This window comes from Bacteroides sp. D22, from assembly GCF_000163675.1.
GTDB classification, from domain to species: Bacteria; Bacteroidota; Bacteroidia; order Bacteroidales; family Bacteroidaceae; genus Bacteroides; species Bacteroides xylanisolvens.
This window is the reverse complement of the sequence record NZ_GG774799.1, coordinates 180505-196361: the sequence shown is the minus strand read 5'-3', so window position 1 is coordinate 196361 and position 15857 is coordinate 180505. Positions and strand designations below refer to the sequence as shown.

Below are 15857 nucleotides of genomic sequence, written 5' to 3'. Positions count from 1 at the left end.
ATACGATATGCTACGAAACATTTTTACCCCTGCTTTTGAAAGCAAGTAGCGGGGAGGGGAAATCTTGTGCAAAATTTAGAAGTTAACAAAGCCCTAATACAAAGAATCCGCGTGTTTTATCTGTCCTATTCCTTTTTTGAGTGGTTTATTAGAAAAAATGTATGATTTCGTTTGGTTGTTTTAAGAAATATGCTCATATTTGCACCGGTATTTATTCCCGTTACCTACAAAGTAACAGACTATTTATCAAGCGATTAATCCACTAATAGTACGCTTCACAAACTCAACGACCTGTCTATTAGCTTCATCTATTTTCTTATTCCTGAAAGGCTTCAGATACGTTTCAGTCACAGTGATGGAAGAGTGTCCCATTGCTTCGGAAATAATACCCGGATGAATCTCACAATAATAGGCTGTCGTAGCCCAAGTGTGACGTGCAGTATAAGAGCTCAATCTATCACCCAATCCCAGTAATTCGCCCAGCAACATCAACTGACGATTGAATGTGCGCAATGCCAACTGATATTCACGATAAGCCTCCGGAGTCCCTTCACGACTCTTTAACAAAGAAAACAGATAAGGAGAAGAACTGTCACGGTTCATATATCTCTTTACCAGAATCATCGCTTCTGCAGTTAGAGTCACCGACAAGGTGCGGCCTGTCTTACGTCTGCGATATGTAATCACATTGTCACGTAAATCACTTTTACGCAAATAGGCGAGATCGACAAAAGGCAAACCGCGCAATAAAAACATAAGGATAAATAATTCCTGTGCCTTGCGTAATGACGGAGAACCGACAAAAGCCTGTGATAACCTGGCAAATACTTTCTTTATATCCTCCTCACCTAACGCACGTTTATGATCGGCACGAGTACCTGTATAAACAGAACGGAACAAGTGAGGAACATAAGGTGCCTTACGAAGATCGACAGCACGATTATAAACTGCACGAAACGTGCGCAAATAAGTGGAGACGGTATTCCAACTACATCCACGACTACGAAGATGCACTTCGAACCCTTTTAACCACTCCGGACTCACCTCATAGAAGGTGAAATCCTCTTTCCCACAATAAGCAATGATGGCATTGAGACTGCTACGGTATACATGGGCAGTACCAAAGTTTCCCTCCATCTGTAGCCCACGGGCTACTTGCTTCATAAATGTTACTACTTTCAACATCTCTCGATTTATTAATAAATTAGACAATAAATATAAGGGTATTCCAACAATCGAACAAATTGAAGGCAGAGATGTTGCAGGAATGCAAAAAAAGAACCACCTTCCCTTATTAGGGAAAGTGGTTCTTATCTTCTTTATATATTCTTAAGCGAAAGCTGGAATTACATCATTCCGCCCATGCCTCCCATTCCGGGAGCGCCCATCGGCATTTCGGGCTTATCTTCCTTCTTTTCTACAATTACACATTCAGTAGTCAGGAACATACCAGCGATAGAAGCTGCATTTTCCAAAGCTACACGAGCAACCTTAGCAGGGTCTACTACACCGGCAGCATGCAAGTTTTCGTAAATGTCCAGACGAGCGTTGTAACCAAAGTCACCCTTGCCTTCACGTACTTTCTGAACAACTACCGCACCTTCTTTACCAGCGTTAGCAACGATCTGACGAAGTGGTTCTTCGATAGCACGTTTGATGATTTCAACACCGGTTGTTTCGTCAGCATTGTCACCCTTCATGCCGTCAATAGCATCAATTGCACGGATATAAGCTACGCCACCACCCGGGATGATACCTTCTTCAATTGCAGCACGAGTTGCACGCAAAGCATCATCTACACGGTCTTTCTTTTCTTTCATTTCCACTTCTGAAGCAGCACCTACATAGAGAACAGCTACACCACCTGACAATTTAGCCAGACGTTCCTGCAATTTCTCGCGGTCATAGTCAGACTTAGTTGCCACGATTTGTGCTTTGATCTGTTCGCAACGTTCTTTGATGCTATCTTTGTTACCTGCACCGTTTACAACAGTTGTATAGTCTTTAGTAACTGTAACTTTGTCAGCAGTACCCAACATTTCGATAGTAGCTTGTTCCAGTTTCAAACCTTTTTCTTCGCTGATAACAACACCACCTGTCAGGATAGCGATATCTTCCAACATTTCTTTACGACGATCGCCGAAGCCCGGAGCCTTCACAGCACAGATCTTCAATTGAGAACGCAGACGGTTTACTACCAATGTAGTCAACGCTTCGCTATCTACATCTTCTGCAATTACTAACAGAGGACGACCTGTTTGTACAGCCGGTTCGAGGATAGGCAAGAAATCTTTCAGGTTAGAAATCTTCTTGTCATAGATCAGGATGTAAGGTTTCTCCATCTCACATTCCATTTTTTCTGTATTTGTCACGAAGTAAGCTGACAAATAACCACGATCGAACTGCATACCTTCTACTACACCGATAGTAGTGTCTGTACCTTTTGCTTCTTCGATAGTGATTACACCGTCTTTAGAAACTTTACGCATAGCGTCAGCAATCAATTTACCGATTACCGGGTCGTTGTTTGCAGATACGGTTGCAACTTGTTCGATCTTGTCATAGTTGTCACCTACAGTTTCAGCCTGATCCTTGATTGATTCTACCACTTTGGCAACAGCCTTGTCGATACCACGTTTGATATCCATCGGGCTAGCACCGGCAGTTACGTTCTTCAAACCTTCAGCTACGATAGCTTGTGCAAGAACGGTTGCAGTAGTTGTACCGTCACCGGCATCGTCACCTGTCTTAGAAGCAACTTCTTTTACCAGCTGTGCACCAGTATTCTGGTAAGCATCTGCCAATTCGATTTCTTTTGCTACTGTCACACCGTCTTTTGTGATGTGCGGAGCACCGAATTTCTTCTCAATGATAACGTTACGTCCTTTCGGGCCCAGAGTTACTTTTACTGCATTTGCCAAAGCATCGACACCTTTTTTCAATTGGTCACGGGCATCGATATTGAATAATATTTCTTTTGCCATCTCTTTATTTACTATTTAAAGATTTACTATTTACTATTATTAATTAACCCAAAACAGCGAGAACATCGCTCTGACGCATGATAAGATATTTAGTACCTTCAACGTCAAGTTCTGTTCCGGCATATTTACCATAAAGAACTGTATCGCCTACTTTCAATACCATCTCTTCATCTTTCGTACCGTGACCTACTGCCACAACTTCACCCTTCAAAGGTTTTTCTTTTGCTGTATCAGGAATAATGATACCACCAATTGTTTTTTCTTCTGCAGGTGCAGGGAGGATAAGCACTCTGTCTGCTAATGGTTTAATGTTCATAGTTACTTGTTATATTTTAGTTATACATTTAATTGTAGATGTTATCCACCGTCTTTCAGGCGGAACGCTAAAGTTATTGCGAAAAGCGTGCCAAAGTAAATAAATGATTCTTTGTCAGAAATAGACTGACAAAATGACTGACAACTTGCACTGTATGGCAAAAAAGTATATTTGTCACCTACTTTTTAAACAAAACAAAAGGATTATTCCTTATAATGATGTATATTCGTAAACGAACCATCAAATGCACTGTATAAATAATATGAATAGAATAGCATCCGGCCTCATCATTGCCTCTTGCGTCTTCTACTCCTGCACTTCGCGTACAGGGGAGATTTCTCCTGTACATGAACAACAACAGACAGATTCGCTGTCGCAAGATACAATAACTCAACCCGAGGTTAAACCTGTTGAAAAGAAACTCACAGCAGAACAGATACAAATCACCAAAGATTTATTGTATGACCAATATACATTGGAAGACACCTATCCTTATAAAGACACTACCCGGCAATTTCAATGGGACAAAATCAAAGAACGGCTGGCTTTGCTTGAAAATATACAGTTGCAGCCTTCCACTTGGGCAATTCTCCAGAATTACAAAAATAGAAATGGAGAAGCACCGCTTGTGAAGAATTTCAAAAGAAACGCTTACGGACGGGTGGCGGATACTCTCGGCATAGAACGTTACCAATCCGTTCCGCTTTATTTGTTGACCGACACATTAGTGCCCGAACGATACGGGCAGGATGGAGAACTAACCCGTTTTATCGAAGATGGGGAAAAATTCATAACAGCAGAGCCAATGTTTACCGGAGATGAATGGATGATTCCTAAAAAGTATGTCAAAGTAATCGGAGATACGATTGTTTTCAACAAAGCTGTTTTCGTAGACCGCCACAATCAGAATATCGCTGCTCTCGAACGTAGCGGAGAAGGGCAATGGATGGTTCGTAGCATGAATCCTTCCACTACGGGACGTCACCTGCCGCCGTATGCACAGGAAACTCCTTTAGGAATGTTTGTATTACAGGAAAAGAAAGCGAAGATGGTATTTCTAAAAGACGGTTCGAAAGAGACAGGAGGTTATGCTCCTTATGCGAGTCGTTTCACGGATGGAGCCTATATTCACGGAGTACCGGTCAATGCTCCCCGCAAGACACAGATAGAATATAGTCCGTCGTTAGGAACGACACCGCGTTCGCACATGTGCGTACGAAATGCAACTTCCCATGCCAAATTCATTTATGATTGGGCGCCTGTAAATGAAACTATTATTTTTGTATTGGAATAAACGTTGAACAAACATACACCACTATTCCCGAATCGCTACTACCTATCGTCCAAAGTATAACTAGAAAAGTTCTTTTCTATAAGGTGAGAACTTGCTTTTCTCTTGGGGAAAAGTTACTTTCCCCTTACCTCAAACTATAACCGCAAGTTCCGGTTATAAAACTGAAAGCTTCAGTTATGTAATCAAAACTTCCAGTTATATAATCAGAACCTTCGGTTATAGTTTACCTTATGCCCTAAACTAGTTTTCTCCCTATGCAAAAGAAGTTTGCATAGGAGGGGAAAGAACTTTTCTATACGTACTTGAGGGGAAAGATAAAGAGGTCTGAACTTTTCAGTCCAGACCTCCCAGTATAGAAAAGGATTTCTCCATCCCGTATTACCTTAATCAATTATGTGTGAAACTCTCTTTTATTTATCTTCAGTCTTACCCAACCCATACCTTGCTCTTGTTATATTCTGAACAAGTTCTCTCTGCACACTTTCCAATGCGTTTATTTCTTTCTGCAACAACTCCAAAGCAGAACCTTTCTGCAATAAATAAGACCGTTCAGCATATTTTATATAAGAAGTCGGAATCTCCTGCTTCTTTTCTTTATAATGGGCAATCACATACCGCAAAGCTTCCGCCCGATATTTGCTGATCGCTTTCCGTTCGGCATAATACAAATCTTTATAAGGATTTTCTTCACTTCTCAATTTCTTCCAGAATGCAGAAAAAGCAGTCGATACAGCATCCTTCTCCTCTTTGGTTACTGCTTCTTTCTGCTTCTTTGTCAGATCCTTATATTCCTTATATGTATTTAGAAACTTATCCAATTCATCTTTACTGGCTTTATGCGCCAGTCGGTAAGTTTCCAAAGAAGCAGGCCGTTCATATTCGACAACTGTTTGTAGATAAGGCAAGTCGTTCCAGCTTATATATTTATTGTTTGCTTCACAATAATCTGCATAAGCCGCCGCAAGCTGCCAACTATATTCTTTTGTCTTTTGATTCAAATCCTCATTGATAGCGGACAAGTTCTTTTCCATCTCTTGCAAGTCCTGCGCTGACACCGTTTGCATACTTCCCCATCCGGAGAGAACCAAACAAAGAATACTCCATAATATAGTTTTCATAATTAGATAATTTAAATTTTCTCCAAAGTTATTATTTCTCTACAGAATTCCAAACGATATTACAGATTTGCTATATATTTCCACAATGGAGCAGCATTCAGCGCCTGCATAATTTCGTTCTTATCAAGCAGGCTTCTCACCTCTTCCAATGTAAGCAGATGTACACTAATATCTTCAGTAGCTTCCAGATGCTGATGGTCTATCAGTTCCACGTCTGTAGCAAGAAAGCAATAAGTCAGATTGGTATGAGTGCTCGGATTAGCGGAAATCACCATATATTCCTGCCAGTTTCCTTTTCCGTAGCCTGTTTCCTCCCACAATTCACGTTGGGCGGACACTAACGGTGAAGCGTCTTCCTTCTCACAGACACCGGCACAAAGTTCATAACAAGTTCGTTCAATTCCCGGACGGTACTGGCGGACAAAAACAAATTTACCATCTTTTGTAATGGCAATCGTATTTACCCAGTCGGGATACTCAAGAATATAATATTCGGGGATATGGTTACCGTTGGGAAGCAACATATCTTCGCAACGCACAGTCAGCCACGGACGGCGAAATAGATATTTACTACTCACCGTTTTCCAGGCTCTATTCTTTTCTTCCATAAGGTCTGTTTTTTCTTCCGGCAAAAATACAAATTTCCCCCGGGTTATCCTACCTTTCGGTTGCTTGTTTTTATTCGTCTGTGTCGATACAAGTGATCTCTATCCCTTGTATCTGCTCCAGATATTTTTTGGTAGAACTTACCAAAGAACTTCCCATGTAGAATAAAAACAGCAGGCTGATAATAACCATCAATGCGCCAATCATGGCAAAACGACTACGTTGCTCGAAAATACTGCTATTCATAACTCTGCCTCCTCTAAGTTTTTTTGTCCACCACAAAGATAACACGCGAGGGCTACAAAAAAGTTACAAGAATGTTTCAAAAAACTTAAATATTGAAATTCTGTTCGTATCTTTGCACCAACTAACTAACAACCTTTTTATTGCAATATGGCATTTACGAATAATATTATGATTGTCCGGCATAAATTGCTGGCAGACCTCGTTAAACTCTGGAAAAACGACGAATTAGTGGAAAAGATAGACCGGCTCCCGATTGAATTGAGTCCACGAAAATCAAAACCCCTAGGACGGTGTTGCGTACATAAAGAACGCGCAGTGTGGAGGTACAAGACTTTTCCTCTGATGGGACTGGATATGACAGACGAACACGACGAAGTTACCCCGCTTTCCGAATATGCGCTATTGGCATTGAGCCGCCCCGAACCGGACAAGGAAAATATCATGTGCGTCATCGACGAGGCCTGTTCTTCCTGTGTACAGATCAATTATGAAATAACCAACCTTTGTCGCGGATGCGTGGCACGTAGCTGTTACATGAATTGCCCCAAAGATGCGATACGTTTCAAGAAAAACGGTCAGGCAATGATTGACCATGACACATGTGTCAGTTGCGGTATTTGTCACAAGAGTTGTCCTTATCACGCTATTGTATATATTCCCGTGCCTTGTGAAGAGGCTTGCCCGGTAAAAGCTATCAGCAAAGATGAACACGGCATAGAACACATTGATGAGAGCAAGTGTATCTACTGCGGAAAATGCATGAATGCTTGTCCGTTCGGTGCTATCTTCGAAATCTCGCAAACATTCGATGTATTGCAACGCATCCGTAAAGGAGAAAAGATGGTTGCCATCGTTGCTCCGTCTATTCTGGGACAGTTTAAGACTTCTATCGGACAAGTGTACGGTGCTTTCAAAGAAATAGGATTTACGGATGTGATCGAAGTGGCCGAAGGTGCTATGGCAACCACCAGCAATGAAGCACACGAATTACTGGAGAAATTGGAAGAGGGACAGAAATTTATGACTACTTCCTGTTGCCCTTCTTATATCGAACTGGTTGAGAAACATATTCCGGATATGAAACCTTACGTTTCTACCACCGGATCACCGATGTACTACACCGCACGGATTGCCAAAGAGAAGCATCCGGATGCTAAGGTTGTGTTTGTCGGCCCTTGTGTGGCTAAACGCAAAGAAGTACGTCGCGACGAAGCAGTGGATTATATTCTGACGTTTGAAGAAATCGGTTCGATTCTCGACGGACTGGGTATTGAACTGGAACAGGTACAGGAGTTCTCTGTATTACATACGTCTGTTCGCGAAGCACATGGATTTGCACAGGCAGGTGGTGTGATGGGAGCTGTCAAAGCTTATCTGAAAGAAGAAGCGGATAAAATCAATGCAATACAAGTGTCGGACATCAATAAAAAGAATATCGCTCTGTTGCGTGCCTGCGCCAAGACAGGAAAGGCTGCGGGGCAGTTTATTGAAGTAATGGCATGCGAAGGTGGATGTATCACCGGACCAAGTACGCATAATGATATTGTTTCGGGACGTCGCCAATTGGCACAAGAGCTGCTCAAACGAAAAGAGAGCTATGAAACAATGGATCGATAAACTACGGCAGGAAAGAACACTTAGCCCGGAAGAGCTCCGGCAACTGTTGACCGGATGTGACGCAGAAACCCTGCGTTACATCAATAAACAGGCGCAGGAAGTTGCTCTCCGCCACTTCGGAAATAAGATTTATATCCGTGGACTGATTGAAGTCAGCAATTGCTGCCGGAACAACTGTTATTACTGTGGTATCCGAAAAGGAAATCCCAATATCGAACGTTACCGATTGAACCTGGAAAGTATACTGGATTGTTGCCGGCAAGGATATAAATTAGGTTTCCGCACTTTCGTGCTGCAAGGAGGAGAAGATCCCGCACTAACAGACGATCGGATAGAAATGACTGTTGCCCGTATCAGGCAGAATTATCCAGATTGTGCCATTACACTGTCGCTCGGAGAAAAGTCGCGTGATGCATACGAACGTTTCTTCCGTGCCGGAGCCAACCGTTATCTGTTACGTCACGAAACATATAATGAGTCGCATTACCGGCAACTGCATCCGGCAGAAATGTCCGGCAAACAGCGCCTGCAATGTTTAGCGGATTTAAAAGACATCGGCTATCAGACAGGAACCGGAATTATGGTCGGCAGCCCAGGGCAAACAGTAGAACATATCATCGAGGATATCTTGTTCATTGAAAAGCTACAGCCGGAAATGATTGGCATCGGTCCTTTTCTACCCCATCATGATACGCCTTTTGCCCAATATCCCAGCGGAACGGTGGAACGGACGATTCTTTTATTATCGATCTTCCGTTTGATGCATCCATCCACATTGATTCCGGCAACAACGGCTCTCGCCACTCTTATTCCTGATGGTAGGGAGCGGGGTATATTGGCAGGTGCAAATGTGGTTATGCCCAACCTGTCTCCCCGGGAGGAACGGAAAAAATATGAATTATACAATGACAAAGCTTCACTCGGAGCGGAATCCGCCGAAGGACTGGCTACCTTACAAAAGCAGTTGAATGCCATCGGCTATGAGATATCTACCGAAAGAGGCGACTTTAAGCGCACCACAAATTACACGGATTCACACAGATTTATTTCAAATTAAATTTTAATCTGTGTGAATCCGTGTAATCTGTGGTGAAAAAACAAAGAATATTATGATATACCAAAAAGATTCATCCAAAGCAGAAGAGTTTATCCATCACGAAGAAATTTTGGATACGCTGGAATATGCACAGAACAATAAGGATAATCGTGTCCTGATTGAACAACTGATTGAAAAGGCAGCGTTGTGCAAGGGACTGACACACCGGGAAGCGGCTATTCTGCTGGAGTGTAACCAACCTGACCTGATAGAACGTATCTTTCATCTCGCTAAAGAAATCAAACAGAAGTTTTACGGCAACCGTATCGTCATGTTCGCACCGCTTTATTTATCTAATCATTGCGTAAACGGTTGCGTATATTGTCCGTATCATGCCAAAAACAAAACTATTGCACGCAAGAAACTGACACAGGAAGAAATCCGCCGGGAGGTAATTGCTTTGCAGGATATGGGACATAAGCGACTGGCTCTTGAAGCCGGTGAGCATCCGTCACTGAACCCGATAGAATATATTCTGGAATCTATTCAGACGATTTATAGTATCAAGCATAAAAACGGAGCTATCCGCCGGGTAAACGTAAATATCGCAGCCACTACAGTAGAAAATTATCGCCGATTGAAAGAAGCGGGTATCGGCACGTATATCTTATTCCAAGAGACTTATCACAAAGATAACTACGAAGCTCTCCATCCCACCGGACCTAAAAGCAATTACGCCTATCACACCGAAGCAATGGACCGCGCGATGGAAGGAGGAATCGATGATGTAGGCATTGGCGTCCTTTTCGGTTTGAATACTTATCGGTATGATTTTATCGGATTATTAATGCATGCCGAACATTTGGAAGCCAAATTCGGTGTAGGGCCGCATACAATCAGTGTGCCGCGCATCTGTTCGGCAGATGACATCGATGCGGAAGATTTCCCGAACGCAATTTCGGATGAGATATTCAGCAAGATTGTAGCTGTTATCCGAATTGCCGTTCCTTATACGGGAATGATTATTTCTACACGTGAATCGCAAGAATCACGCAAGAAAGTGCTCGAATTGGGTATTTCACAAATCAGTGGCGGTTCGCGTACCAGTGTAGGCGGATATGCTGAAACGGAATTACCCGATCATAATTCTGCCCAATTTGATGTGAGCGACACCCGGACATTGGACGAGGTGGTCAACTGGTTGCTCGAACTCGGATATATCCCCAGTTTCTGTACAGCCTGTTACCGGGAAGGACGGACGGGAGACCGTTTCATGTCATTAGTAAAATCCGGTCAGATAGCAAACTGTTGCGGACCGAATGCCCTAATGACTCTGAAAGAGTATCTGGAAGATTATGCTTCAGAAGATACGCGACAGAAAGGATTGGAACTGATTCTAAAAGAAACGGAACGAATCCCCAATCCCAAAATCAGGGAAATAGCTATCCGGAATCTCAAAGCAATAGCTGCAGGACAAAGAGACTTTAGATTTTAATGATTAACAGGTTAGTGATTAAACAAATCATTAACTACTAACTACCAATCACTAATAAACTAATCACTAACAAACATGGGCTTAACAGATACTCCAAATGCTAACAGACTTCATATCACCCTTTTTGGTAGACGGAATAGTGGTAAGTCTTCTCTTATCAATGCGTTGACAGGACAGGACATCGCGCTCGTTTCAAATACTCCCGGAACGACTACCGACCTTGTGTCTAAAGCAATGGAGATTCAAGGTATTGGTCCTTGTCTTTTTATAGATACTCCGGGATTCGATGACGAAGGAGAGCTTGGAGAACTGCGTATCAGCCGGACTTTAAAGGCTATTGAGAAAACGGATATTGCATTGTTATTATGTGAAGACACTACCTTTTTTCATGAAAAAGAGATACTGGCGCTATTGAAAGAGAAGAATATCCCTGTCATTCCGGTATTGAATAAAATAGATATACGAGAGAATAGCGATCATTTAGCTACATATATCGAGGAACAATGTAAAATACACCCCTTGCTTATCAGTGCCAAAGAAAAGATAGGAATCGAACTGATCCGGCAAGCCATCCTCGAAAAATTACCTTCGGACTTCGGTCAACAAAGTATCACCGGGGAACTTGTTACAGAGAATGACCTTGTACTTTTAGTAATGCCGCAGGATATCCAAGCTCCCAAAGGCAGACTGATCTTACCGCAAGTGCAGACTATCCGTGAATTGTTGGATAAAAAATGCTTCGTAATGACTTGCACCACTGATAAGTTTTCTGCAACCCTACAAGCCCTTGCCCGTCCTCCGAAGTTAATCATCACCGATTCACAAGTTTTCAAAGCGATTTATGAACAGAAACCAAAGGAAAGTGAACTGACTTCTTTCTCGGTGCTTTTCGCAGGTTATAAGGGTGATATTCACTATTATGTAGAAAGTGCAGCTGTCATCGAAAGACTGACGGAATCGTCACGTGTACTGATAGCGGAAGCTTGTACGCACGCTCCCCTTTCAGAAGATATAGGAAGAGTGAAACTTCCTCGTTTGTTACGGAAACGGATTGGAGAGAATCTGCAAATTGATATGGTAGCAGGAACCGACTTTCCACAAGATCTGACTCCTTACTCTTTAGTTATCCATTGCGGAGCATGTATGTTTAACCGTAAATACGTACTTAGTCGCATCGAACGTGCGCGGGAGCAGCACATTCCTATGACGAACTATGGAGTAGCAATTGCTTTCCTCAATGGAATACTAGATCAAATAAAATATTAAATCCCGATTAAAAGGAAAGAATCCGGTGAAATACCGGACTTTCGCAATATACATAAATTATTAACTGCTCTACTTTGAGAGCAGTTAATAATTTTATAATTTCCATTACTCTCTGCTTATTTCTTCACAACAGCAATCAGTTCTTCTGCCGAAACAAACTTATATTTTCCTGTTTTCATATTCTTCAATCTAATATTCTTTTTATTGTTCATTTCTTTCTCTTCCACTATAGCAACAAAAGGAATATTCTTAGCTTTAGCATAACTCATCTGCTTATTTTGTTGTTTATTTTTTCTTGCTATATCAGGGAAGATTTCCGCATGAATACCAGCATTACGTACTTTATTCAGTATATACATAGAAATTTTAGACTCCTTTTCACCAAGATTCAAAAAAAGGACTTTTGTACCATCTGTTGCTTCTTTTGGATAAAGTTCAAGCTGGTTCAATACATCAAAAATACGGTCAGCACCAAAGGAAATCCCTACACCTGATACATTTTCCAGACCAAATACTCCTGTCAGATTATCATAACGACCGCCACCTGTAATACTACCAATTTGCACATCTAACGCTTTCACTTCAAAAATAGCACCTGTATAATAATTCAATCCACGAGCCAAAGTCAAATCAATCTCCATCTTATTCTTCAATCGAGGAACGTCATTCCACAATGTCTTTCTAATAAAATCTATTTCTTCTACTCCTTGCAAACCAATTTCACTATCTCTCAATATTTTTCTGAGTTTGTTCAACTTTTCCGCATTCGTACCACTAAGAAGAATGATCGGCTGCAACTTGGCAATAGCCTCATCACTGATTCCCTTCTCTTTCAGTTCGGCATTTACATTATCCAAACCGATTTTATCCAATTTATCAATAGCTACGGTAATATCTACAATCTTATCCGATTCGCCTATAATTTCAGCGATGCCGGAAAGAATCTTGCGGTTGTTAATCTTAATACATACACGAATATTGAAACGACTAAAAACGGTATCGACAATCTGCATCAATTCCACTTCGTTCAATAACGAATCGCTTCCTACAACATCGGCATCACATTGATAAAATTCGCGATAACGTCCTTTCTGCGGGCGGTCGGCACGCCATACCGGTTGAATCTGATAGCGTTTGAACGGGAAAGTGATCTCATCACGATGCATCACTACATAACGGGCAAAAGGCACTGTCAAGTCGTAACGCAAACCTTTCTCACAGAATTTGCTTGCCAGTTTGGCAGCATTACGGCTTAACAATTCTTCGTCAGTAATCCCGGAAAAGTAATCTCCAGAGTTCTGAATCTTAAAGAGTAGTTTATCTCCCTCATCGCCGTACTTTCCCATCAATGTAGAAAGCATCTCCATCGAAGGAGTCTCTATCTGCTGGAATCCATACAAATGATATACGTCACGAATCGTATTGAATATATAATTACGCTTCGCCATTTCTACCGGCGAAAAGTCACGAGTTCCTTTAGGAATACTTGGTTTTGCTGCCATAATATTACTGTTTATAATTTTAATTGCGCAAATTTACTGCAAATTTCCGAGCAATACTTACATATATTTGAAAAAATCACCCGTATTGTGTCCATCCCCTATCAATATCGTAAAGAAACACTCAAGTAAGACCCTAAACAATACAAAAAATCCTCCATAGTCTTCGGAAAGACTGCGGAGAATCTTTTTATATTCTATGGAGAGAAGTTAATAAACGTACTTTTCTCCCTTTTTCATTTCTTAGTCTCTTCTACCCATGAAGATCATGATGTAGTATACCAATGTAGCCAGTGAGCCTAATGCAGCAACTACATACGTATAAGCAGCAGAACGAAGAGCATCTTCAGCCTGTGCATGATTGTACGAATTAGTAATGCCGGATGAACTCAACCAGACCAACGCACGTTTACTTGCATTGATTTCCACCGGCAGCGTGATAAAGCTGAACAATGTAGTCATAGCAAACAGGATAATACCTGCCAGCAATAACTGCGGGAAAGAGTTTATCAACAAGATACCACCCAACAATACCCACGTCATAATGGAAGAGGCAAAGTTTACCACCGGAACCAGCGCACTACGCATTTTCAACGGAGCATACATGCGTGCATGTTGTACAGCGTGTCCACATTCATGGGCTGCTACGGCAGCTGCCATTATACTGTTACTTTCATACACCCCTTCACTCAAATTCACCGTTTTGTTAGTAGGATTGTAGTGGTCGGTCAACCGTCCCGGCGTATGTGTAACCTGTACGTCATAAATTCCATTGTCATGCAACATTTTTAAAGCAACGTCGCGTCCTGTCATTCCATTTCCTGTAGGAATCTTAGAGTACTTCTTGAATTTGTTTTGCAAATTCATCTGTACCAACCAACTTACAACAGCGATTCCTATAAATAATACCCAATAAGACATCATATACTTTTCAATTTTAATTATTACTCTATATCTTTATAAACAAATTGTTTGCCAAAAATAAGGGGAAACGTTCAATGTCAGAATAGTTTCCCCTTGCTTTTATGAAGAATTAGCTAAAAATTAGTCAATTGTCAGTTCTACCACATAGTCAATATCTTTCGGAACCTCGGCGAATTCGAGCAAAACACCGGCTTTCGTCTTTGTGAAACGAACCGGAGACTGGTCTTTAAACAAGACTGCCTTCTTGACCTTCTTATCTGACAACGGCAGGAACAAAGCCGCATCTTTCAGGTCGAGAATATGCACATAGAGTTTATTTCCTTTTTGTGTTGTCACTCCCCAATCATGTGGAGCAACTGCACCGCTTCGTGTTCCATAAATCGTTTCACCATATTGTTTCATCCACTCTCCCATCTCTGCCAAGCGTTGTACAGCTACCGCAGGAAGTTCCCCATCGGGTTGAGGGCCGATATTCATCAAAAGATTGGCATTCTTACCGGCTGCCTTCACCAGATAGTGAATCAATGTCTTTGTTGATTTATAATTCTGATCGGTAATCTTATATCCCCACATACCATTCATTGTTTCACAAGTTTCCAACGGCAGACGACTCACCTCCTGTCCGGAAAGTCCCGAAGCATTCTCACCCGGCAGATCGCGTTCGAAAATCTGAATATCTTCTCCATCAAAAGGCGTCTGATGATGATTATTACCCACCAGACACCCCGGTTGGAGTTTGTGAATCAGAGCATACTGTTCCGGTAATTCCCAGTTAAAAGTTTTGGGCTGATCCCACCATCCGTCAAACCAAATAGCACCTATCGGACCGTAATTCGTCAGCAATTCTGTCAACTGGTTATTCATAAATTGATAATAACTTTTCCAATCTCCTTTCGAGTTCAAGCGACCTGTGCCCTGTCCTGTACGTCCCCAGGGATAGTCCTCGCGCGCCCAGTCAAGATGTGAATAATAAAAATGGAGCTTGATGCCCTGCTTGGCACAGGCTGCTGCCAGCTCTTTCACAATATCTCTTTTAAAAGGAGTAGCTTTGACTACGTTATAATCCGAATACTTAGTGTCAAACATAGAAAAACCTTCATGATGACGGGTAGTAAAACAGATATATTTGGCTCCCGAAGCTTTAATAGCCTCCACCCATTTATCCGCGTCAAACTTGGAAGGATAAAATCCGCCTGCCAGTTTGGCATACTCTTTATAATTCAGATTATTGTTTGTCATAGTCCACTCACCGGTAGCGAGCATAGCGTATAGCCCCCAATGAAGAAAAATACCAAACTTATTATCCTGAAATTCCTGCCGTGCTTTCAGATTCTCTTCGGTAGGCTGATAGGAGGATTGCGCAAATACTCCCAAGTTCATTACGAACAACAAAAGGAAAGTTATAAAACGTGTTTTCATAAGGCATACATTATTTTTGTGTGTTTAGGATAGACTA

14 protein-coding genes are annotated in these 15857 nt (G+C 41.8%); 5 read left to right on the top strand and 9 right to left on the bottom strand.

The features are described 5' to 3' along the window. Positions 1–246: 246 nt before the first annotated feature. The 3 genes from HMPREF0106_RS18540 to HMPREF0106_RS18550 all read right to left on the bottom strand — a co-directional run bounded on the left by HMPREF0106_RS18540 (position 247) and on the right by HMPREF0106_RS18550 (position 3300). Positions 247–1185: a tyrosine-type recombinase/integrase gene (locus HMPREF0106_RS18540; protein ID WP_008025888.1), complete on the bottom strand. Its 939-nt coding sequence runs from the start codon at positions 1183–1185 to the stop codon at positions 247–249. A 161-nt stretch (positions 1186–1346) separates the two neighbouring features. Beyond that, positions 1347–2984 carry a chaperonin GroEL gene (gene groL / locus HMPREF0106_RS18545; RefSeq protein ID WP_004314006.1) on the bottom strand — a complete coding sequence of 546 codons (1638 nt, stop codon included), beginning with the start codon at positions 2982–2984 and terminating at the stop codon, positions 1347–1349. 43 nt (positions 2985–3027) lie between these two features. Continuing rightward, positions 3028–3300: a co-chaperone GroES gene (locus HMPREF0106_RS18550; protein ID WP_004314007.1), complete on the bottom strand. Its 273-nt coding sequence runs from the start codon at positions 3298–3300 to the stop codon at positions 3028–3030. 244 nt (positions 3301–3544) lie between these two features. Here HMPREF0106_RS18550 and HMPREF0106_RS18555 point away from each other — a divergent pair, with 244 nt between their 5' ends. Further along, positions 3545–4594, top strand: a complete 1050-nt coding sequence (locus tag HMPREF0106_RS18555; RefSeq protein WP_008025885.1) for a L,D-transpeptidase — start codon at positions 3545–3547, stop codon at positions 4592–4594. A 410-nt stretch (positions 4595–5004) separates the two neighbouring features. Here HMPREF0106_RS18555 and HMPREF0106_RS18560 read toward each other — a convergent pair whose 3' ends face one another. From HMPREF0106_RS18560 to HMPREF0106_RS27370, 3 genes are all read right to left on the bottom strand, one after another. After that, complete coding sequence (locus HMPREF0106_RS18560) at positions 5005–5712, bottom strand: DUF5039 family protein (RefSeq protein WP_009039282.1); 708 nt, start codon at positions 5710–5712, stop codon at positions 5005–5007. 59 nt (positions 5713–5771) lie between these two features. After that, positions 5772–6320: an NUDIX hydrolase gene (locus HMPREF0106_RS18565; protein ID WP_004314010.1), complete on the bottom strand. Its 549-nt coding sequence runs from the start codon at positions 6318–6320 to the stop codon at positions 5772–5774. 70 nt (positions 6321–6390) lie between these two features. Next, on the bottom strand, positions 6391–6564 hold the full coding sequence (locus tag HMPREF0106_RS27370; RefSeq protein WP_008015767.1) for a hypothetical protein: 174 nt from the start codon (positions 6562–6564) through the stop codon (positions 6391–6393). Between the two features lie 147 nt (positions 6565–6711). Here HMPREF0106_RS27370 and HMPREF0106_RS18570 point away from each other — a divergent pair, with 147 nt between their 5' ends. The 4 genes from HMPREF0106_RS18570 (at position 6712) to hydF (ending at position 11978) form a co-directional block, all read left to right on the top strand. Then, a complete protein-coding gene (locus HMPREF0106_RS18570; protein ID WP_009039281.1) occupies positions 6712–8181 on the top strand; it encodes a 4Fe-4S dicluster domain-containing protein in 1470 nt (489 codons plus the stop codon). Continuing rightward, the gene (hydE, locus tag HMPREF0106_RS18575; protein ID WP_009039280.1) at positions 8162–9238 is read left to right on the top strand and encodes a [FeFe] hydrogenase H-cluster radical SAM maturase HydE; all 1077 of its coding nucleotides are present in this window, start codon (positions 8162–8164) and stop codon (positions 9236–9238) included. Before HMPREF0106_RS18570 ends, hydE begins: the two co-directional genes overlap by 20 nt. A gap of 52 nt (positions 9239–9290) precedes the next feature. Continuing rightward, positions 9291–10712, top strand: a complete 1422-nt coding sequence (hydG, locus tag HMPREF0106_RS18580; protein ID WP_009039279.1) for a [FeFe] hydrogenase H-cluster radical SAM maturase HydG — start codon at positions 9291–9293, stop codon at positions 10710–10712. A 75-nt stretch (positions 10713–10787) separates the two neighbouring features. Then, positions 10788–11978, top strand: a complete 1191-nt coding sequence (hydF, locus tag HMPREF0106_RS18585) for a [FeFe] hydrogenase H-cluster maturation GTPase HydF (RefSeq protein ID WP_009039278.1) — start codon at positions 10788–10790, stop codon at positions 11976–11978. A gap of 116 nt (positions 11979–12094) precedes the next feature. Here hydF and hisS read toward each other — a convergent pair whose 3' ends face one another. From hisS to HMPREF0106_RS18600, 3 genes are all read right to left on the bottom strand, one after another. Beyond that, positions 12095–13480 (bottom strand): histidine--tRNA ligase, encoded by a 1386-nt coding sequence (gene hisS / locus HMPREF0106_RS18590; RefSeq protein ID WP_009039277.1) that lies wholly within the window; start codon positions 13478–13480, stop codon positions 12095–12097. A 240-nt stretch (positions 13481–13720) separates the two neighbouring features. Then, positions 13721–14401, bottom strand: coding sequence for a zinc metallopeptidase (locus HMPREF0106_RS18595; RefSeq protein WP_004301089.1), 681 nt, complete (start codon positions 14399–14401; stop codon positions 13721–13723). Positions 14402–14521: 120 nt separating this feature from the next. Further along, on the bottom strand, positions 14522–15820 hold the full coding sequence (locus HMPREF0106_RS18600; RefSeq protein ID WP_008644769.1) for an alpha-L-fucosidase: 1299 nt from the start codon (positions 15818–15820) through the stop codon (positions 14522–14524). Positions 15821–15857 lie beyond the last annotated feature (37 nt).